Source organism: Streptomyces sp. NPDC029014, assembly GCF_055564695.1.
Genome location: NZ_JBVHVT010000012.1, coordinates 1 through 22,858, shown reverse-complemented (window position 1 = coordinate 22,858; position 22,858 = coordinate 1). Strand labels below are relative to the sequence as shown.

17 protein-coding genes and 1 riboswitch are annotated in these 22,858 nt (G+C 74.5%); of the genes, 10 read left to right on the top strand and 7 right to left on the bottom strand.

All coding sequences use genetic code 11. From position 1 onward, the window contains the following. Positions 1-25: 25 nt before the first annotated feature. Positions 26-162, top strand: a riboswitch (cobalamin riboswitch). Positions 163-198: 36 nt separating this feature from the next. From ACZ4VL_RS08890 to ACZ4VL_RS08880, 3 genes are read left to right on the top strand one after another with little or no spacing between them, the layout of a single operon-like run. Next, a complete protein-coding gene (locus tag ACZ4VL_RS08890; RefSeq protein ID WP_468197482.1) occupies positions 199-1,191 on the top strand; it encodes an ABC transporter substrate-binding protein in 993 nt (330 codons plus the stop codon). Then, entirely contained in the window at positions 1,188-2,276 is a 1,089-nt protein-coding gene (locus tag ACZ4VL_RS08885) for a FecCD family ABC transporter permease (protein ID WP_468197480.1), read from the top strand. Before ACZ4VL_RS08890 ends, ACZ4VL_RS08885 begins: the two co-directional genes overlap by 4 nt. After that, a complete protein-coding gene (locus ACZ4VL_RS08880) occupies positions 2,273-3,085 on the top strand; it encodes an ABC transporter ATP-binding protein (RefSeq protein ID WP_468197477.1) in 813 nt (270 codons plus the stop codon). The genes ACZ4VL_RS08885 and ACZ4VL_RS08880 overlap by 4 nt, the downstream gene beginning before the upstream one ends. A gap of 83 nt (positions 3,086-3,168) precedes the next feature. Here ACZ4VL_RS08880 and ACZ4VL_RS08875 read toward each other — a convergent pair whose 3' ends face one another. Beyond that, entirely contained in the window at positions 3,169-3,567 is a 399-nt protein-coding gene (locus ACZ4VL_RS08875; RefSeq protein ID WP_468197475.1) for a VOC family protein, read from the bottom strand. Between the two features lie 138 nt (positions 3,568-3,705). Then, positions 3,706-5,331, bottom strand: coding sequence for a N,N-dimethylformamidase beta subunit family domain-containing protein (locus tag ACZ4VL_RS08870; protein ID WP_468197473.1), 1,626 nt, complete (start codon positions 5,329-5,331; stop codon positions 3,706-3,708). Positions 5,332-5,523: 192 nt separating this feature from the next. Here ACZ4VL_RS08870 and ACZ4VL_RS08865 point away from each other — a divergent pair, with 192 nt between their 5' ends. Next, a complete protein-coding gene (locus ACZ4VL_RS08865) occupies positions 5,524-6,480 on the top strand; it encodes an aldo/keto reductase (protein ID WP_468197471.1) in 957 nt (318 codons plus the stop codon). Between the two features lie 64 nt (positions 6,481-6,544). Here the strand turns inward: ACZ4VL_RS08865 and ACZ4VL_RS08860 are convergent, their stop codons facing one another. Both ACZ4VL_RS08860 and ACZ4VL_RS08855 read right to left on the bottom strand, forming a co-directional pair. After that, on the bottom strand, positions 6,545-7,447 hold the full coding sequence (locus ACZ4VL_RS08860; protein ID WP_468197468.1) for an ABC transporter permease: 903 nt from the start codon (positions 7,445-7,447) through the stop codon (positions 6,545-6,547). Further along, positions 7,444-10,224, bottom strand: a complete 2,781-nt coding sequence (locus tag ACZ4VL_RS08855; RefSeq protein ID WP_468197466.1) for an alpha/beta fold hydrolase — start codon at positions 10,222-10,224, stop codon at positions 7,444-7,446. Before ACZ4VL_RS08855 ends, ACZ4VL_RS08860 begins: the two co-directional genes overlap by 4 nt. Positions 10,225-10,618: 394 nt before the next feature. Here ACZ4VL_RS08855 and ACZ4VL_RS08850 point away from each other — a divergent pair, with 394 nt between their 5' ends. From ACZ4VL_RS08850 to ACZ4VL_RS08830, 5 genes are all read left to right on the top strand, one after another. Next, complete coding sequence (locus ACZ4VL_RS08850; protein WP_468197464.1) at positions 10,619-12,157, top strand: ATP-dependent DNA ligase; 1,539 nt, start codon at positions 10,619-10,621, stop codon at positions 12,155-12,157. 75 nt (positions 12,158-12,232) lie between these two features. Continuing rightward, positions 12,233-12,943, top strand: a complete 711-nt coding sequence (locus tag ACZ4VL_RS08845; protein ID WP_468197463.1) for a helix-turn-helix domain-containing protein — start codon at positions 12,233-12,235, stop codon at positions 12,941-12,943. A gap of 17 nt (positions 12,944-12,960) precedes the next feature. Next, complete coding sequence (locus ACZ4VL_RS08840) at positions 12,961-13,083, top strand: DUF6126 family protein (protein WP_468197460.1); 123 nt, start codon at positions 12,961-12,963, stop codon at positions 13,081-13,083. A 70-nt stretch (positions 13,084-13,153) separates the two neighbouring features. Next, the gene (locus tag ACZ4VL_RS08835) at positions 13,154-14,236 is read left to right on the top strand and encodes an NAD(P)H-dependent amine dehydrogenase family protein (protein WP_468197457.1); all 1,083 of its coding nucleotides are present in this window, start codon (positions 13,154-13,156) and stop codon (positions 14,234-14,236) included. A gap of 5 nt (positions 14,237-14,241) precedes the next feature. Then, complete coding sequence (locus ACZ4VL_RS08830) at positions 14,242-14,721, top strand: carboxymuconolactone decarboxylase family protein (RefSeq protein WP_468197706.1); 480 nt, start codon at positions 14,242-14,244, stop codon at positions 14,719-14,721. Positions 14,722-14,798: 77 nt separating this feature from the next. On the opposite strand, the gene ACZ4VL_RS08825 is transcribed toward ACZ4VL_RS08830, so the two are convergent. The 3 genes from ACZ4VL_RS08825 to ACZ4VL_RS08815 form a co-directional block, all read right to left on the bottom strand. Then, positions 14,799-16,460: a GMC oxidoreductase gene (locus tag ACZ4VL_RS08825; RefSeq protein WP_468197455.1), complete on the bottom strand. Its 1,662-nt coding sequence runs from the start codon at positions 16,458-16,460 to the stop codon at positions 14,799-14,801. A 91-nt stretch (positions 16,461-16,551) separates the two neighbouring features. Beyond that, positions 16,552-17,178, bottom strand: a complete 627-nt coding sequence (locus ACZ4VL_RS08820; protein ID WP_468197452.1) for a DUF6629 family protein — start codon at positions 17,176-17,178, stop codon at positions 16,552-16,554. Between the two features lie 108 nt (positions 17,179-17,286). Continuing rightward, a complete protein-coding gene (locus tag ACZ4VL_RS08815) occupies positions 17,287-18,870 on the bottom strand; it encodes an MFS transporter (RefSeq protein ID WP_468197451.1) in 1,584 nt (527 codons plus the stop codon). Positions 18,871-19,082: 212 nt separating this feature from the next. Here ACZ4VL_RS08815 and ACZ4VL_RS08810 point away from each other — a divergent pair, with 212 nt between their 5' ends. Then, positions 19,083-22,700, top strand: a complete 3,618-nt coding sequence (locus ACZ4VL_RS08810) for a S8 family serine peptidase (RefSeq protein WP_468197450.1) — start codon at positions 19,083-19,085, stop codon at positions 22,698-22,700. The last annotated feature ends 158 nt before the right edge of the window (positions 22,701-22,858 follow it).

The following is a 22,858-nucleotide window of genomic DNA, read 5'->3' as shown; positions in this document are numbered from 1 at the left end:
CGTCATGTCACCGCGCGTTCCGTGGCGTCTGGCAGACTGGTGTGGACCAACTCGGCGGTGCAGGACAGGAAACCGGTGCGAATCCGGTGCGGTCCCGCCACTGTGACCGGCCCGCCTCCCGCGGGCCGGAAGCCAGATACTGACGCACCGCCTCTTCACGTCGACCAGGGGACGAGGATCCCCCGGAGAGGCTTCGCCATGCCGCGTTCCCGCGCCCTGCTGCGTGCACTCGCCCCGATCACCCTGCTGGTACCGCTCGCCGCCTGTGGCGGGTCGAGCGGGGCCGGTCAGGGCGCCGCCCCGGGGAAGGCCGCCGCGCCCGGGTTCCCGTACACCACCGTCAACTGCGGTGTCACCAGCACCTACCAGGCCCCGCCGCAGCGGGCCGTCACCATGAACCAGCACGCCACCGAGCTGCTGCTCGCGCTCGGCCTGCAGGACCGGATGGCCGGGACCGCCTACCTGGACGACGCGGTGCTCCCCGCCTACGAGCCCGCCTACGACCGCATCAAGGTGCTGGCGAAGGAGTACCCGTCCAAGGAGGTGCTCCTCGGCGCCAACCCGGACTTCGTGTACGGCGGTTACTCCAGCGCCTTCGACAAGGCGCAGGGCCGCGACCGCGCGGCGCTCGCCGGGGCGGGCATCGACACCCGGCTCAGCGTGGAGTACTGCACCGACGGCCCGGTCGGCCTGGACCAGCTGAAGACCGAGATCACCGAGGTCGCCCGGACCTTCGGGGTGCCCGAGCGGGGCGAACGGCTCATTGCCGAGGAGCAGCGCCGCATCGACGCCGTCACGGCCCGGGTCAAGGACAGGGGCCGGCCCTCCGTCTTCGTCTACGACTCCGGCCAGGACAGTGCCTTCACCTCGGGCGGCCACGGCATCGGCAACGAGATCGTCTCCTTGGCCGGCGGGACGAACACCTTCGCCGACCTGGGGGACACCTTCGGCGACGTGTCGTGGGAGAAGGTCATCGAGCGGAGGCCCGAGGTCGTCCTCATCTACGACTACGGCGGCACCACCGTCGAGGCGAAGAAGCAGCGCCTGTTGAACGATCCGGCGCTCGCGGAGGTTCCCGCGGTCAAGAACCGGCGGTTCGCCGTGCTGCCGCTGTCCTCGGCCGTCCTCGGCGTGCGCGTCGCCGACGCCGTCGAGTCCCTGGGTCGCCAGCTCCACCCCGACGCCCCGTGACCCGCCCCCGTACGGGTCCTGGCCGCCGCCCGCCCGTCGCCGTGGTCCTGTTCGTCCTGGCCGCCGCGCTCCTCGCGTCGGCCGTGGCGGGGTTGGCCCTGGGGCCGGTCCGGATCGCCCCCGGGCAGGTGCTCGACCTGGTGCTCCGCGGACCCGGTCCGGGCGGCGGGGCGTTCGGCTCCATCGTGTGGGACGTGCGGATGCCGCGGGTGCTCCTCGGCGCCGTCGTCGGTGGCGGCCTCGCGGTGGCCGGCACCGTCCTGCAGGCCCTCGTCCGCAACCAGCTCGCCGACCCGTTCCTGCTGGGTGCCTCCTCGGGTGCTTCGGCCGGCGCGGTCCTCGTCATCGTCCTCGGGGCGGGAGCCGGCACCGCGGGCGCGGGGAGTCTCGCGGGCCTCGCCGGAATCGCGGGCGGGGCCGGGGTGCCCGCGGCCGCGTTCGCCGGGTCGATGTGCGCGCTCGTCGCCGTGTACGCGATGGCCCGGCGCGGCGGGAGCATGACGACCGGGCGGCTGGTCCTCGCCGGCGTCGCCGTCCAGTACGTCCTGTCCGCGCTCACCAGCCTGGTGCTCGTCCTCGCCGCCCGCCCCGACCAGGTGCGGTCCGTCCTCTTCTGGACCCTGGGCGGCCTCGGCGGCGCCCGCCCGGACGAACTGGCCCTGCCCGCGGCGGTGCTGGCCGCCGGCACCGCCCTGTTGATAGCCCTCGCCCGGCCGTTGGACCTGCTGCTGGCGGGGGAGGAGGGTGCGCACACCCTCGGGCTGGACGCGGGCCGCTTCCGCGCCGCCGTCTTCGTCCTCGTCTCCCTCGTCGTCGGGGTGCTCGTGGCGTACAGCGGGGCGATCGGCTTCGTCGGGCTGATGGTGCCGCACGCCGCCCGGATGGTCGTCGGGGCCGCGCACCGGGCCCTGCTGCCGGTCGCCGCCCTCGGCGGGGCGGTGTTCCTGCTCCTGGCCGACCTGATCGCGCGTACGGCGGCGGCGCCCGAGGAGATACCGGTCGGCGTGGTCACCGCCCTGGTCGGCGGACCGTTCTTCCTGTGGATGCTGAGGCGTTCCACGCGCACCGAGGGGGTGCCGGCATGACCGCGGGCGGGCGCGCGCACCCGCTGGACCTCACCGTCGACGGCGTGGGGTACACCACCGGCGGACACACCCTGCTCCACGGAGTGGACCTCACCGCCCGGCCCGGCGAGACGGTCGGCGTGGTCGGCCCCAACGGCAGCGGCAAGACCACGCTGTTGCGCTGCGTGTACGGCACCCTGCGGCCCACCACCGGCCGTGTCCTGCTGGACGGCGCGGACGCGGCGGCGCTCGGCGTCAAACACCGGGCCCGGCGCACCGCGGTCGTCCCGCAGGACGCGACCGGCCTGCTCGGACTGACCGTCCGCGAGGTCGTCGCCATGGGGCGCAGCCCGCACAAGCGGTTCTGGGAGCAGGACGGCCCGGACGACGCCCGGCGCGTCGCCGAGGCCCTGGAGACCGTGGGCGTCGCCGCGTTCGCGGACCGCCCCTTCGACGAACTGTCCGGCGGCGAACGCCAGCGCGCCCTCGTGGCCCGCGCCCTGGCCCAGGACCCCGGCCTGCTCGCCCTGGACGAGCCGACGAACCACCTCGACGTCCGCTACCAGCTGGAGCTCCTGGCCCTGGTGCGCGCCCTGCCCGCCACCGCCGTCCTCGTCCTCCACGACCTGAACCTGGCCGCCGCCTCCTGCGACCGCCTGTACGTCCTGTCGGCCGGCCGACTGGCCGCCTCGGGCCCCCCGTCCGAGGTCCTGACGGAGGAGCTGCTGGCCGAGGTGTACGGGGTACGGACCCGGATCGGCGTCCACCCGGCCACGGGCGTCCCGAACATCGTCTACCTTCCCCTGGACGCGCAGCCGGCGGCCCGCTGACCGGGACCGGCAGCGGGACCGCACCGGGACCGGCAGGACGAGGCCGTGCTCCGCCCGGCGGGGGAGCACGGCCGGCGCAGCGCCTACCCGGCCGCGGTCTCCTGATAGCCGTAGGGGCGGGTGATCAGCTCCAGGGCGTGGCCGGACGGGTCCAGGAAGTAGACCCCGCGGCCGCCGTCGTTGTGGTTGATCTCGCCCGGGTGCTTCTGCTGGGGGTCGGCCCAGTACTGGATCCCGGCCGCCCGGATCTTCTCGTACGAGACGTCGAACTCCGCTTCGGAGACCAGGAAGGCGTAGTGCTGGACGGTGATGGACTCCGCCGGGACGGTCGCGAAGTCCAGGGTGACGCCGTTGGCGGTTTCGACGGGGACGAACGGTCCCCATTCCTCGCCGACCTCAAGGCCGAGGAGGTCGGCGAGGAAGGCGGCGGACTCCCGGTTGTCCCGGGAACGGACGATCGTGTGGTTCAGCATGACTGACATGTGTGAATGCCTCCGCAAGGCACATCACGGGCACCTCCATGCCTCACCCGGTCGGTGACCGACACGCGATGCCGTGATCACGATCCTAGACGTCCGTTCCGGGGGGAGTCCACCGATCGGGCGGGGCGCCCACGCCCCCTACCCGTACACCTCCTTCACGTTGTCCCGGGCCGGGTGCGTGCGGCCCGCCGGGCCCGCCGCGAAGGCGCGGAGCAGGTTCTCCGTCACGCGGGTGGTCAGGGCGCCCGCCCTCGCGTCCAGGCCGTGGTCGGCGCCGCTGCTGCCGTCGCCGGTCGCGTCCAGGGCCTCCACCCAGCGCATGGTTCCGGTGGCGAAGACGCCCGCGCCGCTCGGGACCGTGTAGTACGCGGTGTCCTGGTGGCTGGGCCGGCCTTCGCACACCACCGGGGAGTGCGCCAGGATCTCGATCGGCCGGGGCGTCGGGAAGCCGGTGTTGACCTTGTCGTACTCCACGCCCACCAGGTGGGCGAAGCGGTCGCCCGCCTTGGCGCCGGTGCCCTCGAAGAGCCAGTGCCCCGGGTTGGTCACCACGTACGGGGCGTCCACCGGGTAGCCGTCGTAGATCACGCCGAGGAGCGAGCTCTCCGGGTCGGCGCCCGGCGCCGAACGGAAGTCGGTGGTCGCCGGGTGGCCCCGCTCGTGTCCGGGGTCCCGGTCGTAGGAGGACTTGTAGCAGACGACGGTGCGCTCGGGCCCCAGTTCGGAGGGCTCCAGCCGGATCCGCCGGAAGCAGCAGTTCGCGCCCAGGAAGGCGAGGTTGGTGCCCGCGTCGCGGGCGGCGGTGAAGTGGGCGCGCTGCTCCGGCGACCAGTACTCGTCGTGCCCGAGGGACAGCACCGCCGCCGCCCCGTTCAGCAGCCGCTTCTCGCGCGCCACGTCACTGGTCGTCGCGTAGGCCAGCGGGATGCCGAGCCGCTCGGCCAGGGCGAGCAGCGGGGCCTCGTACACGAGGAACAGGCCGGCGCCGTCGTCGTAGTCGTACGGCCGGTCGAAGGTCACGGCCAGGGAGCGGGAGGCGAACCCGCCGCTCGGGCCGTCGTAGCTGCTGTAGCCGCCCCACCGGTTGTACGCCTGCCAGGTCGCCACCGCGTTGACGACGACCGTACGCCCGGCGGCGGCCGCCGACCGCACCGTGACCGGCACGAAGCGCTGGCCCTCGCCGCCCTGCGCGTCGAGCCGCAGCAGGTAGCAGCCCTCGGGCCAGCCCTTGGTGTCGACGGTGGTCGTACGGGGCCACCGGGCGCGGACCGTCCGGGTCGCCGGATCCACGGTGTGCTCCGGCTGCCGCACCCCGGGCAGGGCCTCGGAGCGCCACACCAGGCGGGCCCGGGCGCCGCCGTACCAGCCCATCCGGTAGGCGGAGACGGTGAACCGGGGTGCGGTGGTCGACACGTGCAGGCCGAACGGCTCGCCGGGCAGCACGCTCACCTTGTCGGCGAAGCCCTCGATGGCGCGGGCCGGCCCGGCCTTGGCCACGTGCCAGTCGGCGTTGCCGGGCCTGGCGTTCTCGGCCTTGACGTCGAAGCCGCCGCCCGGTGCGGCGGCCGTCCCGCCGCCCGGCACCGCCGGTCCGTCCGCGGCCGGCCCCCCGCCGGCTCCGGGGGCCTTCGCCCCGTCGGCGTCGCCGGTCCCGCAGCCGGCCACGGCCCCGAGGCCGGCCGCGGTGGCCGCCCCCGTCGCGAGGGTGAGGAAGCGCCGCCGGGCGGCCCCCTCGCCGTGTCCGGTCATATGATCCTGATGCATGCGGGGCACGCTATGCCACCGCCCGGAGCCGCCCGTCACCGGAGTGTCCTCCCCGGGCGTCGAACGACCCCGACGCCACGCGACCGCGTCCTCGGCGCCGTGTCCGACCGCGTCCCCGCCGCCACCCGTCCTCCCGTGCCTAGACTGGCCGTTCGCCCAACGATCATGAACGACAAGGGTGGAGGAACCCTCATGCGCTACCTGCCCCTGGGCAGTTCAGGACTCCTGGTCTCCGCCGTCGGCCTCGGCTGCAACAACTTCGGCGGCCGGCTCGACGCCCGGGCCACCCGGTCCGTCGTGGACGCGGCCCTCGACGCCGGGATCACCCTCCTCGACACCGCCGACATCTACGGCGACCGCGGAGGGTCCGAGTCCCACCTCGGCGAGGCCCTCAAGGGCCGCCGCGACCAGGTCGTCCTCGCCACCAAGTTCGGCTACGACGGCGTGGACATGGGCTACGGGCCCGCTGCCGGCTCCCGCGGCAGCCGCGCCTACATCCGGCGCGCCGTCGAGGAGTCCCTGCGCCGCCTGGGCACCGCCCACATCGACCTGTACCAGCTGCATAGCCCCGACCCGGCCACCCCCGTCGCCGAGACCCTGGCCGCGCTCACCGAGCTCGTCACCGAGGGCAAGATCCGCTACATCGGGCACTCCAACCTCAGCGGCTGGCAGCTCGCCGAAGCCGCCCACGTCGCACGCGAAACGGGCGCGGTGCCGTTCGTATCGGCGCAGAACGAGTGGTCGCTGCTGCAGCGCTCGGCCGAGGCGGAACTCGTCCCGGCCGCCCGGCACTACGGCCTCGGCGTCCTCCCGTACTTCCCCCTCGCCAACGGCCTGCTCACCGGCAAGATCCGGCGGGGCGCGCCCGTACCGGCCGGATCCCGGCTGGAGGGGCGCGACGCCTACCTGACCGAGGCGCGGCTCGACACCGTCGAGGCGTTGGCCGCCATCGCCGACCGGCACGGCCGCAGCATCCTCGAACTCGCCATCGGCTGGCTGTCCGCCCAGCCCGGCTGCGCCTCCGTCATCGCGGGCGCCACCTCGGCCGAGCAGGTCCGCGCCAACGCCGCCGTCGCCGACCGCCCGCTGGAGCCGGAGCTCCTCGCCGAGATCGACGCGGTCGCCGGAACCCCCGGGCGCGCGGTGTGAGACGCAGCCGGCCCGGGACCCCGAACGGGTCCCGGGCCGGCCACGGCTCCTGCGGGCGGACGGTTCAGGACACGATGTCCTTTCGGGCGAAGCCCCGGAACGCGAGCGCGACCAGGACGATCGCGCAGGACACCGAGACGGCCGTCCCCTTCACCATGCCCGCCCACTCCAGGTGCGGCTGGAGGGCGTCCGCCCACGCGAACTGCCAGTGCGCGGGCAGGAACTCGCGCCAGGACCCCAACGCCGTCACCGCGTCCAGCACGTTGCCGACGATCGTCAGGCCGACCGCCCCGCCCACCGCGCCCAGCGGCGCGTCCGTCCGCGTCGACAGCCAGAACGCCAGACCGGCCGTGACCAGCTGGGACACGAAGACGTACGCCACCACCAGCGCGAGCCGCGGCAGCGCGTCCCCGGCCTCCAGCACCCCGCCCGCCGGCAGCTTCAGCGGCCCCCGTCCGTACGCGACCGTACCCGCCGCCAGCGCCACCGCCGGCAGCAGCACGATCGCCGCCAGGCTGAAGCCCAGCGCCACCACCAGCTTGCTCCACAGCAGCCGCGCCCGGGGCACCGGCGAGGCCAGCAGGTAGCGCAGCGACGACCAGTTCGCCTCCGACGCCACCGCGTCCCCGCAGAACAGGGCCACCGGCACCACCAGCAGGAAACCGGCAGACACGAACAGGCAGGTGGCCGCGAAGTTCGCGCCCGAGGCCGTCGCCGTGTCGATGAACGTGATCCGGCCGTCCCGGCCCCCGCCGCCGTCCCGCCCGCCGCCCACCGCGAACGCGACGATCATCACGAAGGGCAGCGCGGCGAGCACCCCGCCCATGACCAGCGTCCGGCGCCGGCGCCACTGCCGCAGGGCCTCCACGCGCAGCGGCAGGGTACGGCCCGGCCGGTAGCCGGGAGCCCCTTCCGCCGCGGTGGCCCCCGCGCTCTTCACACCGCTCAGACCGCTCGCGCCGCTCACGGTGTTCCTCCGATCAGGGTCAGGAAAGCGTCCTCCAGCCGCCGGTGCGGGCCCACGCCGCTCACCGGCACCTCCAGCCGCACCAGTTCGGCGACCAGTTCCGCGGCCGTCGCACCGCCGAGTCGTACGAGCAGCCCCTCCTCGTACGGCTCGGCGGACTCCACGCCCTCCAGGGCCGCCACCTTCGCGACGGTCCCCTCGTCCACCGGCCCGTCGACCGCCACCAGCAGGGTGTCCCCGCGGCCGGTGATCTCGGCGACCCCGCCCGCCTGCACCAGCTGCCCGCGGTCCATGACCACCAGGTGCGTGCAGGACTGCTCCACCTCCGACAGCAGATGGCTGGAGACGATCACCGTGCGGCCGGCCGCGGCGTACCGGACCATCACGTCGCGCATCTCCCGGATCTGCGGCGGGTCCAGGCCGTTCGTCGGCTCGTCGAGGATCAGCAGGTCGGGCAGCCCGAGCATGGCCTGGGCGATGGCGAGCCGCTGCCGCATGCCCTGCGAATACGTGCGCACCGCGCGCTCCAGCGCGTCGCCGAGCCCGGCGATCTCCAGGGCCTCCGCCATGTGCGCGTCCCCGGCCGGCCGCCCGGTGGCCCGCCAGTACAGCTCCAGATTGGCCCGCCCCGACAGGTGCGGCAGGAACCCGGCCCCCTCGACGAAGGCCCCGACCCGCGACAGCACCGGGGCGCCGGGCCGCACCGGGTGCCCGAACACCCGGATCTCCCCGGCGTCCGGGGTGATCAGTCCCATCAGCATCCGCAGCGTGGTGGTCTTCCCGGCGCCGTTCGGCCCGAGCAGGCCCAGCACCTGGCCCCGCTCCACCCGGAATGACAGGTCCCGCACCGCGTACCGGTCCTGCCCCTTCGCGTACCGCTTCGTCAGCCCCCTGATGTCCAGGGGGACGTCGTCGCCCGGCCCGGGGGTGGGGAGCGCCGCGGCCCCCGGGCCGCCGGGCCGCGACCGGCCCTGCGGACCTGCCGCGGCCCCGGTCCGGCCGGGGCGGCGGATCCCCAGCAGTGCCGCCGCCAGCAGCACCGCGCCCAGCGGCAGGCCCCAGGTCCAGGCGGGCAGCACCGCCGCGGCCGTGCGCACCCCGTCGGCGACGGGCACCGCCAGCGGGCCCTGCACCGCGACCGTGTAGGAGGCCGGGGCCGTCGGGGAGGCGTAGCCGAGGTCGGTGGCCGCCACGACGAGCCGCAGCCGGTGCCCGGCCTGCACGGCATGGTCGACGGCGGGCAGCCGCAGCTCCACGGTCCGGCCCTGCTGCGCGTCCTCCACCCGCAGCGGGGCGACCAGCTGGTGCGGCAGCACCTGCTGCCGCCCGTCCGGCCCCACGTCGTACACCTTGCCGAACAGGACGGCCGATCCGTCGGCGGCCGTCGACCGCACGGTCAGCGCGACCGTCGGCGTGCCGGTGATCCGCACCTCCTCGGAGAGCGGCTCCGAGTCGAACCGGGCGTGCTGCCCGGGGAAATCCATCGACAGCCCGGCCAGCCCGGCCCCGAAGGCGGCCAACTGCCCGCCGATCCCCGGGACGGAGGACATCGCGGCCGGCGTGCCGCCCGCCGGGTTGGCGAAGGTCTGCTCCCGGCCGCCCCCTCCGCCGCCCCTCAGGGCGAACTCCCGGCGGCCCGCGGTCAGCCCGGGGTAGGCCTCGCCGCTCGCGCCGCGCAACCGCACCGTGCCGTCGGTGGAGTCGATGCCCCCGGAGCGCGATACGCGGAACGCCGGTCCGGTGTCCGTGCCCGTCCCGCCCTTGAGATGGCGGTCGAACCAGGCCGTCACCCGGGCCTCGACGCGGCCCGCCTCGCGCATCCCGCCGTCGTGCCCGCCGGCCGCCCAGTCGACGGCCACGGGCGCGCCGTTCGCGGCGATGGCCCGGGCCATGGCGTCGGCCTGGTCCAGCGGGAAGAGGGAGTCGTCCTGGCCCTGCACGATCAGCGCCGGAACCCTGATCCGGTCCGCGACCGCCGAGGGACTGCGCCGCTCCAGCAGCGCGCGGGCCTCGGCGTCGGGCTTCCCGGCCGCCGCGACCCGCTCGTACATGGCGCACAGCTCGGGCCGGAACCGGCCGCACGCCGAAGCTCCCGCCGCGGCGGCAGCCGCGGACGGCTCCGTCGGACGGCCCGGCTGCACGCCGCCCGCCGAACCGGTGGTGAAGAACAGCCCCGCCCACAGCTTCTTGAACACGCCCTGCGGGAAGAGGGAGTCCGCGAGGTTCCAGTACGTGATCTGCGGGGCGATCGCGTCCACCCGGTGGTCGTACCCGGCGGCGAGCAGCGCGACCGCCCCGCCGTACGAGGCCCCGGCGACGCCGACCCGCGGGTCCCCGGCGGCGTCGAGCTGCACCTCGGGCCGCGCCGCGAGCCAGTCGAGCAGTCGGGAGACGTCCTTGACCTCGTACTCGGGGTCGTTCAGGCCGATCTGTCCGCCCGAGCGGCCGAAGCCGCGGGCCGACCAGGTGAGCACCGCGTACCCGTCCCGCGCCAGCCGCTCCGCCTGCGCACGGACGTCGTCCTTGCTGCCGCCGAAGCCGTGGCCCAGCAGCACGGCGGGACGCTTCTGCGGGCCCGGAGCGGTGAAGTACGAGGTGTCGATGCCGATGTCCGCCGACTGCAGCACCCGGTCCTCGCGGCGTACGGGCGGCTCCCCGCCCGAAGCGGCGGCCGTCCAGGTCCCGGCGCCCGCGACGACGGCGAGCGCGGCCGCGCCCGCGAGCAGGCGGTTTCGGCCGCGCCGGGGCAGCGGGGGCTTCGGTGGTCGGAGCGTCATACGGGCACCCTAGACGGCGTACCGGGGCCGGCTGAGCGCCCCTGGGCGGAGCCGCCGACCTCCTTGAGGACTACCCGGGCGGCCGCGGGCGTACCGCGGCTGCGGTACGCCCGCGGGTTCGGCCCGCCGTCCCGCCGCGGGTTCGGCCCGCCGTCCCGCCGCGTGCTCCGGCTGCGGGGTGCGCCCCGCTGGCCGTCTTCCCCCGCCCCGCCCGTTCCCGAAACCGGGGATCGCGACCCCGGCCGCCGCTGCCCGAGCTTCCGGGGCTCCGCCCCGGACCCCGCTCCTCCAATGCCGGAGGGGCTGGATTTTGCCCGGGCTGGATCTTCCCCGGAGGGCTGGATCTTCCGACGCCCGGCCTGCGGTGTGGGCCGGGGGGCGGGAGGATGGCCGCATGTTGCTCGCCGAGGTCGCGCGGGTGTCCCGGGAGGTCGCCGGGACCTCCGCCCGGTCCCGTAAGACCTCCCTGCTCGCGGAGGTGTTCGCGGCCGTGCCCGCGGACGAGGCCGCCCTGGTCATCTCGTACCTCTCCGGGCGGCTCCCGCAGGGCCGGCCCGGCCTGGGCTGGCGCACCCTCGGCCGGCCCGTCGCACCCGCCGACCGGCCCACCCTCGGCGTTGCCGCGGTCGACGCGGCGGTGACCGAGCTCGCCGCCCTGGCCGGCCCCGGTTCCCAGGCCGCGCGCAACCGGCTCGTCGACGCCCTGTTCGCCGCCGCCACCGAGCCCGAGCAGCGGTTCCTGCGCAGCCTGCTGTCCGGCGAGGTCCGCCAGGGCGCCCTGGACGCGGTGGCCCTGGAGGGCGTGGCCGCGGCCGCCGGGGTGCCGGCAGCCGAGCTGCGCCGGGCCGTGATGCTGGACGGCTCCCTGCCCCGGGTGGGCGCGGCGGTCCTCGCCGGGGGTCCGGCCGTGCTCCGCGAGGTCACCCTCCGCGTCGGGCAGCCCGTGCAGCCGATGCTGGCGAACACCGCCGGGTCGGTGGCCGAGGCGCTGGCCGCGCTGGGGCCCTGCGCGGTGGAGGAGAAGCTCGACGGGATCCGGGTGCAGGTGCACCGTGACGGCGACGCCGTCCACGTCTACACGCGCTCCCTCGACGAGATCACCGACCGGCTGCCGGAGGTGGTGCGGGCGGCGCGGGACTGTGCGGGGGAGCGGTTCATCCTGGACGGCGAGGTCATCGGTCTGGGCCCGGACGGCCGCCCGGTGCCCTTCCAGGACGTCGCGAGCCGCGTCGGGTCCCGGATCGACGTCGAGACGGCCCGCAGGACCCTGCCCGTCGCCCCGTGCTTCTTCGACGTGCTCGCCGCCGGCGACGACGTCCTCCTAGACCTGCCGGTCCGCGAGCGGTACGCCGTCCTCGCCGCGCTCGTACCGGAGGACGCCCGGGTCCGCCGGCTCGTCGTCGAGGACCCGGCGGCCCAGGCGGAGGAGGCCGAGGAGTTCTGGGCCGAGACCCTGCGCCGCGGCCACGAGGGGGTCATGGCCAAGTCCCTCGACTCCGTGTACGCCGCCGGCCGGCGCGGCAGGTACTGGCTCAAGGTCAAACCCGTGCACACCCTGGACCTCGTCGTGCTCGCCGCCGAATGGGGCCACGGCCGGCGCACGGGGATGCTGTCGAACCTGCACCTGGGCGCGCGGGCCGGCGGCGGCTCGTACGCCATGCTGGGCAAGACCTTCAAGGGGCTGACCGACGAGATGCTGCGCTGGCAGACCGGCCGCCTGCAGGAACTGGCGGTGGAGGACGACGGGTACACCGTGCGGGTCCGGCCGGAGCTGGTCGTCGAGATCGCGTACGACGGCCTGCAGCGCTCCCCGCGCTACCCGGCCGGGGTGGCGCTGCGCTTCGCGCGGGTGCTGCGGCACCGGCCGGACAAGAGCGCGGACGAGGCGGACACGGTGGAGACGGTGCTCGGCCGGCCGCAGACCGGTTCGTAGCCCGGCCCGCGCGGCGGTTTTGCCTCAGAGGTAAGGCGGATTGCCACTCAGGCAAGGTTCTGGCTCAATCGAGGCATGACACCTGGTCCTCCCGGTCCGGCCGGTCCCGACGGTTCCGCCGACACCGACACCGACCCCGGCACCGAAGCCGACGAGCTGCCCGCCGTGGCCCCGCAGCTGCGCGAGCTGCGCCGGCGCGCCGGACTGACGCTGGAGGCCGCCGCCGCGCGGGCCCGGCTCTCGCCCGCCCACCTCTCCCGCCTGGAGACCGGGCGGCGCCAGCCCTCGTTGCCGCTGCTGCTCGGGCTCGCCCGCACCTACGGTACGACGGTCTCCGAGCTGCTCGGCGAGACCCCCGCCGCGGCCGATCCCATCGTACGCGCGGGCGGTCCGGGGGCCCGCGAGGCCGACGGCTGGACGTACTGGCAGGCCGGCGGCTCGGGCCGCGGCATGCAGGCGCTGCGCGTGCACGTCCCGTACGGCGAGCGCAGCCCGGGCGAGCTGGTCCGCGTCCATCCCGGCGAGGAGTGGCTGTACGTCCTCAAGGGACGGCTGCGGCTCCACCTGGGCGAGACCGAGTACCTGCTGGAAGCCGGCGACAGCGCCCACTTCGACTCGCTCACCCCGCACCGGATCGCCGCGGCCACCGGCTCCGGAGCCGACCTGCTGTTCGTCCACACGCTGTTGCAGAGCAGCCTCGCCGGCCTGTGCCTCGGAGGCAGCAGCACCGTCCGCGGCGCCGGCCCGGGCGCCGGCAGCGGCGGCCGCCCGACCACCCACCCCTGAAATCCGAGGAGCACCCCATGAACATGCAGATGAAGTTCCCGCGCGGACTGCTGATCCGGCTGGTCGCCTACCTGTTCGTCGGCCACCTCTTCGCCTTCTTCGTCTACCTCCTCTTCCTCCTCGGCGGCCAGAACCAGTAGGAGCGGCGGCCCGCGGAGATTTCCCCGCGCGGCTCTGGGAACCTCGGGATCCTGCCGCTACCCTCCGCGCATGATTCCCACGGTTGTCTGGGGCACCGGCAACGTCGGCCGTCTGGCCATCCGTGCCGTGGAAGCCCATCCGGCGCTGCAACTGGCCGCCGTCATCGTCCACCATCCCGACAAGGTCGGCCGCGACGCGGGCCGGCTCGCCGGCCTAGACCACGACACCGGGGTGATCGCCACCGACGACGCCGAGGCCGTGCTCGCGACCCGGCCCCGGGCCGTCGTCTACGCGGCCACCGGCGACGTCCGCCCCGACGGCGCCCTCGCCGACATCACCCGGGCGATCCGGGCCGGGGCGGTCGTCGTCAGCCCCGCCCTCTACCCGCTCTACGACCACCGCAGCGCCCCGCCGGAGTTCCGTGACCCGGTGGCGGCCGCCATCGCGGCGGGCGGCGGCTCGCTGTTCGCCTCCGGCGTCGACCCCGGCTGGGGCAACGACGTGCTCCCGCTCCTGGTCAGCGGCCTGGGAACCGCCATCGACGGCATCCGCTGCCAGGAGGTCTTCGACTACTCCACCTACGACCAGCCCGACTCCGTACGCGACCTCGTCGGCATGGGCCGGCCCATGGACCACCAGCCGATGATGCTCCTGCCGTCCGTCCCGACCATGGTGTGGGGCGGCCAGATCCGCATGATGGCCCGCGCCCTCGGCGTCGAACTCGACGAGATCCGCGAGACGGTGGACCGCCGCCCCCTCGAAGCCACCGTCACCACCCGGACCATGGGCGTCTTCGAGGCCGGCACCCAGGGCGCGATCCGCTTCGAGGTGCAGGGCATCGTCGACGGCGAACCCCGCCTCGTCATCGAACACGTCACCCGCATCCACCCCTCCTGCGCCCCCGACTGGCCGGTGCCGCCCGACGGCGGCGACGGCGCCCACCGCGTGGTGATCGAGGGCCGCCCCCGCATCGAGGTCACCGTCGAGGCCACCGACGAGGGCGAGAACCGCTCGGCCGGCGGCAACGCGACCGCCGTCGGCCGCCTGGTCGGCGCCATCGACTGGCTGGTGGACGCCGAACCGGGCCTCTACGACGCCCTGGACATCCCGCTGCGCCCCGCCGTCGGCAGACTCGGAAGGAAACGGCCATGACCGCCATGAGGATCGACGTCCCCGAAGGGCAGCACCCGATCGAGTACGTGTGGGGCGACATGGTCCCCGGGATCGGGCCGGCCGCCGCGAACTTCTCGCTGTCGGTGTACGCCCACACCACCCTGGGGCTGCGCGAGTTCGAGGCCGCACGGCTGCGCGTCGCACAGATCAACGGGTGCGGCTTCTGCCTGGACTGGCGCACCGAGCGCGACGGGGAGAAGGTCGAGGAGGAGTTCGCCGACGCGGTCACCGAGTGGCGCACCACGGACCGCTTCGACGGGCGGACCCGGCTCGCGGCGGAGTACGCCGAGCGGTACACCCTGGACCACCACCACCTCGACGAGGCGTTCTGGGAGCGGATGACCGCGCACTACAGCCAGCTGGAGATCGTGGAGCTGACCATGAGCATCGGGTCCTGGCTGGCCTTCGGCCGGCTCAACCACGTCCTCGGCCTCGACAGCGTGTGCGTCCTGCCGGGCCACTGAGGGGCGGGGGCCCCCCAGGCTCCGGGGCCGGCCGGCGCATCGGGCGGCCCCGGTCTTGTCCGCGCAGTCGGGCTGCGCTACAGGTCGGTGGCGATGATCTTCTCGATGTTGCGTTCGGCGAGGGCCGTGATGGTGACGAACGGGTTCACGCTGGTGTTGCCGGGGATCAGCGCGCCGTCGATCACGTACAGGCCCGGGTGGCCGTGCAGGCGGCCGTGGTTGTCGGTGGCCTTGTCCAGGACGGCGCCGCCGAGCGGGTGGTAGGTGAGGTGGTCGCCCCAGACCTTGTTCAGGCCGAACAGGTCGCTGCGGTAGATCGTCCCCTCCCGAGCGTTGATCCGGTCGAAGATGGTGCGGGCCATGTCGATGGACGGCTGCTTCCAGGCGGTCTGCCAGTTCAGTCCGACCCGGCCCGAGGCCGCGTCGTACGTGAACTCGGCGCGGTGCGGGTTGCGGGTGATCGACAGGTAGAAGGAGGCGTACGTCTCGATGCCGGTCGGCAGCGGTGCGATCTCCGCGAAGGCGCCGCCGGCGTCCCAGTTGTCGATGCCGCCGCAGGGGATGGAGGCCTGGACCTTGCCGGTGGGGTCCCAGAGGTGGTTGGCGCGCCCGCACATGACGTTGCCGTTGTCACCCCAGCCCTTGCCGATCTCGCCGTTCAGGCCGGGGAGGGCGCCGGTGGCCTTCATCCGGACGAGCAGTTTGCTGGTGCCGACGCTGCCGGCCGCGAAGAAGACCCGGTCCGCCGTCACGGTCTTGGTGGCGGTGGTGGTGCCCGTGGTGTCGATCTGCTCGATGGTGACGGTGTAGCCGCCGCCGGGCGCCGGGGCGACCGAGACGACCTTGTGGAGGGCGGAGATGGCGACCCGGCCGGTGGCCCGGGCTCGGGCCAGGTAGGTCTGCTGGAGGGACTTCTTGCCGTGGTTGTTGCCGTAGAGGATCTCGCCGGCCACCGCCGACTTCGGGACCGTCCCGGCGGCCTCCTGCTTCATGTAGTCCCAGTCGTAGACGTCCGGGACGAAGACGAAGGGGAACCCGGAGCGCTGGGCGTGCTTGCGGCCGACGCGGGCGAACTGGTAGCAGTCCACCGTGTCGAACCAGGCCGGGTCGACCAGGCCGACACCGAGCCCGGCGTTGGCGCGCGGGTAGTAGGAGGCGTACATCTCGTCGGCGTCGACGGACGGCAGGATGGCGGGGAAGTGCGCCCGTCTCGGGGTGACGGCCATGCCCCCGTTGACCAGTGAGCCGCCGCCGACCCCGCGGCCCTGGTAGACGGTGATGCCGCCCATCTCCTCGGCGTCCAGGATCCCGGTGTAGCGGGGGACGTCCTTGTCGAGGGGGAATCCGAGGAAGTTGCTCAGGGGCTGCTTCGTCCGTGTCCGCAGCCAGTAGGCGCGGTGGTCGGGGCTGGTGGTGTTGCAGAACACCTTCCCGTCGGGCCCGGGCGTGTCCCAGGCCATGCCCATCTCGACCATGTGGACGTCGACGCCCGCCTCGGCGAGGCGCAGGGCGGCGACGGAGCCCCCGTACCCCGTGCCGACGACCAGGACCGGTACGCGGGCCCCGGACTCGATGGGCCCGGCGGCGGCCGCGGCCGGGGCGGCGGACCGGGTGCGGGCCTGGGCGGGCTGGGTGTGCCCGGCGAGGGCGACGGCCCCAAGAATGGAACCTGTTCCTGCGATGAATCCGCGCCGCGAGAATCCTTTGGGATCGTTTCCGGCCAGGGTTCTGTCACTCATGTGATGTTCCTCACTCTCGAAGGAATGGGAACGAGTTCTACTGCCGCGGGGTTGTGAAGTCACTACCCGTGAAGGGGAAACTTTCGGCCGCTCACGCCGTCCGTGGCGGCGGCTCCCGGCGCCGCACCCACCCCAGGACGAGCAGGGAGGCGATCGCGGCGAAGGCGCACCAGGTGGAGGCGAATTCCAGCCTCCACAGCGCTGAGCAGGCCAGGGCTCCGGCCGCCAGCACCCGGCCGAGGAGCCGCAGCCGGCGGTCCGCGGCGAGCAGGAGGGCACCGAGCGTGGCGAAGAGGTAGCCGGCGAGGACGAGCGGTGTCCACGGAACATTCACGCCGTACGCAAGGGCGCGACCGTGGACCGCGGCCGTCGGCGGGTGGCTCGTGACGCCGTACGAGAGCACTGCGGCGGTGGCGAGCCCGGCCGCCGCCGGCCAGAACAGGCGGCGGGGGGCCGCAGGCGTGGCCGAGAGCAGGACGCCGAACGGCACCCACACCGCGAGCAGGGGCATCGCGATCACCGTCCAGGCGGTGGTGGCCGGCCCGGACCCGCCGCCCGCGCGCCAGACGACGGCCTCGACCAGCTGGTGGGCGCCGAGCAGCAGCGGCAGCGCGGCGACGGGCAGGTCGCGGGCCCGGCGGACGCGTGCCAGGCACACGACGCCGACGGCGGCGACGGCCGTACCGGCCGTCAGGTCGGCGGTGGCGCCCCAGCACAAAGCCTGTGCTCCGGTTGCTGCTCCGGCTGGGTCATGCGCTCCGTCTCCGGGGGCGAGCGGCGTCCTGACCGCAGTTCCGGTCAGGGCGCGGGGTTGCTGGCTGGGACTTCAGTCAGGTGAGCGGTGGGGCTGCTCCGGCGTCTCCAGCGGGGGAGAGGTCAGGGCGCAGTGGGTGTGGCACTGCGGGTGGCACGCCCCCGGCCGGGGCGTGCGTACGGTCGCCCAGGCCAGGGCCGCGCCGACGGCCAGTGCCCCGGCGCACCACACCATGGCCCGACCGAACGCGCTGTCGAAGAGGGCCGCGGAGAGGTACGCGTCCGGCCCCATGCCGGCCAGCAGCGGGAGCGCCGCCACGGCCAGCAGGCCGGCCACCCGCGCCGCGGCGTTGTTGATGCCGCTGGCGAGGCCCGCCCGGCCCGGGTCCACCGAAGCCAGCACGGTCGCGGTCAGCGGCGCCACCAGCGTCACCATGCCCATGCCCAGCACGACCATCCCGGGCAGCACGTCCTGCACGTAGGAGGCCCCCGGCCCCACCCGCAGCATCAGCAGCATGCCGGCCGCGCACAGCAGCGGCCCCACCGTCAGCGGGATCCGCGGCCCGATCCGCTCACCGAGCGCCCCCGCCCGGGACGACAGCAGCAGCATCAGCGCGGTCGTCGGCAGCAGCGCGGCGCCGGCAGCCAGCGCCGAGTAGCCGGAGACCACCTGGAGCTGGAGCACGATCAGGAAGAAGAAGCCGCCGAAGGCCGCGTACACGCACAGCGTGACCAGGTTGACCGCGGTGAACTGCCGGGACGCGAAGATGTCCGGCGGCATCATCGGCTCGGCCCGCCGCCGCTCCACGTACACGAACGCGACCGCCAGCAGCACCCCGACGACCGCCGACGCGATCACCGCGGGCGACCCGGAGCGCGCCTCGATCAGCGCGTACGTCACCAGGCCGAGGCCCGCCGCGCCCAGTACCGCGCCGAGCACGTCGAACCGTCCGCGCGTCGTCGGGTCCCGTGATTCGGGAACGTGCCGCAGGGCCACCGGTACGCACACCGCGGCCAGGGGCACGTTCAGCAGGAAGACCCAGCGCCAGCCGGGCCCGTCGACCAGCCAGCCGCCCAGGAACGGGCCCACGGCCGCGCCCACGCCGCCGAAGCCCGACCACAGGCCGACGGCCCGGGCACGGTCCGCGCTCGCGATCGAACCCTGGATCAGGGCCAGGGATCCCGGGGTCAGCAGGGCACCGCCCACCCCCTGCAGGGCGCGCGCCGCGATCAGGACCCCTTCGTCGGGGGCGATACCGCACAGCAGGGACGCGGTGGCGAACCACGCCACGCCGACCACGAAGATCCGGCGCCGCCCGAAGCGGTCGCCGAGGGCCCCGCCGACCAGGATCAGCCCGGCCAGGGTCAGCAGGTACGCGTTCACGATCCACTGGAGGACGGCCAGGTCGGCGCCGAAGTCCCGGCCGATGCTGGGCAGGGCGACGTTCACGACGGTGGAGTCGAGCATGGCCATCGTCGAGCCGAGCACCGTGACCAGCACGATCCACCGGCCCCGAGCGGTGTCGAGCGCCACTGCGGGCCCGCCCGCGCCTTCGGGCGCCCTCCCCGGCCCGGTACCGGGGGCCGCGTCGGGGCGGCCGGCGGGCTCCTTCCGCCCGCCGTCCGGCGCCGGCTCACGAGCTGCTGGACCGGTCATGCCCTCAGCCTCGCTCTCCCACCGCGGGAGGGCCACCCGGAGGCCCTACCCCGATCCCCGCCCCCGGACGCGCGCCCGATCCGGGCGGCCCGGCCGGGGGCTGCGGCTCGTTAGGCGGTCTTGTAGTGAGCATGACTGGTCCTTCACCATTGCCGCGCACGTCACGCACGTCCTATCCGCACGACCTGCACACGGCGTACGAGGAGACACACGTGGCCCAACGCGACACACGACGATCCCGTCGATCCCGGCACCCCTTACGCGCGGCGCTCGCCGCCCTCACCGCAGTCCTGCTGCTGCCCCTCGGCGCGGGCGCCGCAGCCGCCGCACCCGAGCCCGGCCCCACCCCGAGCGCGGCCGAGCGCAAGATCGAGCCCAAGCTCCGCGCCCAGCTCGACGACTCGGGCAAAGCCGCCTTCTGGGTGTACCTCGACAGCGCCGCCGACCTGAGCGCCGCGCAGCGCCAGACCACCCGGGCGGCCAAGGCGGAGTCGGTCCTCAAGACCAAGCGCGAGCACGCCGCGCGCTCCCAGGCCGGGCTGATCAAGGCCCTGGACGGCGCCCAGGCCGACTACACCTCGTACTGGATCGTCAACGCGGTCCGCGTCGTCGGCACCCAGAAGCTCGCCGCAACCCTCGCCCAGCGCTCCGAGGTCTCCCGCATCGACGCCGACGACAAGGTCACCCTGCCCGTCCCCGCCGACGGCAAGCGGGAGAAGACGGCGGCCGACGCCGTCGAGTGGAACATCGACCGGATCAAGGCCCCGCAGGTGTGGGACCAGTTCGGCGTGCGCGGCGAGGGCATCGTCGTCGCCAACATCGACAGCGGCGTCGACCACACCCACCCGGCCGTGGCCGCCCAGTACCGCGGCCGGAACGCCGACGGGACCTACGACCACAACTACAACTGGTTCGACCCCGCCGGCGTCTGCCCCACCGCAGCCCCCTGTGACAACAACGACCACGGCACCCACACCATGGGCACCATGGTCGGCGACGACGGCACCAACCGGATCGGCGTGGCGCCCGGCGCCCGCTGGATCGCCGCGAAGGGCTGCGAGACCAACTCCTGCTCCGAGGCCTCCCTCCTCGCCGCCGGCCAGTGGATCGTCGCCCCGACCGACCTGAACGGGCAGAACCCGCGCCCCGACCTCGCCCCGCACGTCGTCAACAACTCCTGGGGCAGCGCCGCGCACGACGACTGGTACCGCCAGATCGTCGACGCCTGGCGGGCCGCCGGCATCTTCCCCGCCTTCTCCAACGGCAACGCCGGCCCCAACTGCTCCACGAGCGGCTCCCCCGGCGACTACGCCAGCTCCTACAGCTCCGGCGCCTTCGACATCAACGGCACCATCGCCGCGTTCTCCTCGCGCGGAGCGGGCCCCGGCGGCATCGTCAAGCCGAACATCGCCGCGCCCGGCGTGAACGTGCGCTCCTCGGTCCCCGGCGGCGGCTACGAGGCCTTCTCCGGCACCTCGATGGCCTCCCCGCACACCGCGGCCACCGTCGCCCTGCTCTGGTCCGCCGCCCCCGCCCTGCAGGGCGACATCGCGCAGACCGAGGCGCTCCTCGGCGCCTCCGCCCAGGACACCGACAACGGCCAGTGCGGTGGCACCGCCGCCAACAACAACGTCTTCGGCGAGGGCAAGCTGGACGCGCTCGCCGCGGTCACCAACGCCCCGCGCGGGGCGACCGGCGCGCTGAGCGGCACCGTCCGCTCCGGCGGCACCGCGCTCGCCGGCGTCAAGGTCACCGCCACCGGCCCGATCGCCCGTACGGCGACCACCGGCGCCGACGGCAGCTACTCCTTCCGCTCCCTGTCGGTGGGCTCGTACACCCTGACGGCGGCCAAGTTCGGCTACGGCCAGGAGACCGCCACCGCGACGGTCACCGAGAACACCACCGCCACCGGCGACTTCGCCCTCACGCAGGCCCCCTCCGGCAAGGTCACCGGCACCGTCACGGCGCCGACCGGGCCCGCCGCGGGCGCCGTCGTCACGGTCGCCGACACCCCCGTCACCGCGACCGCCGACGACCAGGGCCGCTTCGAGGTCACCCTGCCGCACGGCACCTACGAGATCCGAGCCGCCCACGCCTCCCGCTGCGTCACCGGCGGCAGCGCGCAGGCGGTCGTCGCGGGCGACACCACCGTCGCCGTCGCCCTCCCCGAGCGCACCGACGGCTACGGCTACGCCTGCTCCATCCCGGGCGGCCGCCCCTACCAGGCCGGCACCCGGCAGCTCGCGCTGACCGGAGACAACACCACCGAGCGCGTCGACCTGCCGTTCCCGCTCCCGCTGTACGGCAAGACGTACGGGCAGGCGTGGATCGGCACCAACGGCACGGTCAGCTTCGGCGGCGCCCACACCGGCGACATCAACGGCGACCTCCCGAGCACGGCCACGCCCAACGCCGCGCTCTACCCCTTCTGGGACGACCTCGTCGTCGGCCCGGCCGGCAGCGGCTCGGGCGTCTTCACCGCCGTCACCGGCACCGCCCCGCACCGGCAGTACGTGATCGAGTGGCGGGACGTGGCCCACTGGTCCGCGCAGGCCGACAAGTTCTCGTTCGCGGCGGCGGTCGGCGAGGACGGCAGCGTCACCTACACCTACAAGGGGACCGGCGGCTCCGGCATCAAGGGCGGCTCCACCGCCACCGTCGGCGTGGAGAACGCGACCGGCACGGACGCCTTCAAGTACTCCTTCAACACCCCCGTCATCAGTGACGGCATGACCGTCTCCTTCCGCACCACCAAGACCGGTGTCGTCGCGGGCCGCGTGCTCGACGGCAACGACGGCGGCGGTGTCGCGGGCGCGACCGTCACCGTCGGCACCGGCAGCGACGCCGTCGCGGCGACCACCGCGGCCGACGGCAGCTACGCCCTCCAGGCCCGGGCCGGCCGGAGCACCGTCACGGTCCTCGCCGAGTCGTACCGGGGCCTCACCGAGGCGCTGAACGTCCAGCCGGGCGACGTCACCCCGCTCAGCCCGTCCCTGGCCACGGGCCGGGTCACCGCCTCCCAGCCGTCGGTGGAGGTCGTCCTCACCGCCGACCGCAAGCGCACCCGCACCCTCGGCCTCACCAACACCGGCGGCATCGACACCGCCGTCACCGTGGCCGAGGACGCGCCCTGGCTGACGGCCACCGCCGACACGGCGAACCTGCCGGTCGGGGGCAAGGCCACCGTCACCCTGGCCGTCGACACCACCGGCCTGGCCGCCGGCTCGGTCCTCACCGCCGACCTGCGGATCGGCTCGGTGAGCGGCCGCACCCCGGTGCTCACCGTCCCGGTCAAGGTGGTCGTGCCGCGCTACCAGGTCGCCCTGGACGCCGGCTCCGACCGCGCGGTGACGGACACCCTGGGCGACAGCTGGGCCCCGGACCGCAAGTACAGCCCCGGCTCGTACGGCTACCAGGGCAGCAGCTCGGTGCGGTCCACCGGCCGCGGCATCGCCGGGACGGACGAGCAGCAGCTCTTCCGCAGCGCCCGCGAGGGCATGTACGAGTACCGCTTCGACAACGTCCCGAACGGCACGTACACGGTGGAACTCGGCTTCGCGGAGCTGTCGTCCACCAAGCCGAACAAGCGGGTCTTCGACGTCCTCGCCGAGGGCACGCAGGTCCTGCCGTCCCTGGACGTCGCCCTGGAGGCGGGCAGCTACACGGCCCTGACCCGCACCTACACGGTCACGGTCACGGACGGGGTCCTCGACCTCCGCTTCGTCACGCACACCGGATTCGGCAAGCCGCTGCTGAACACGCTGCGGGTGACGGACCGGCCCGACCGGAACCAGCCGGTCAGCCGGCCGGGCAACCCGCCGGCCAGGTAGGGGAGCCCGACTCCGCCGGCCGACCGGGGGCGGGGGGGGGGGGGGGGGCCCCCCCCCCCCCCCCCGCCGGGGAATCGGGTGGTCTTGGGGGGGCCCCCTATCCTGTCGCAGGGAGGGGGTGACCACAGGTATCCCCTGTGGGTACACACACACCCCTC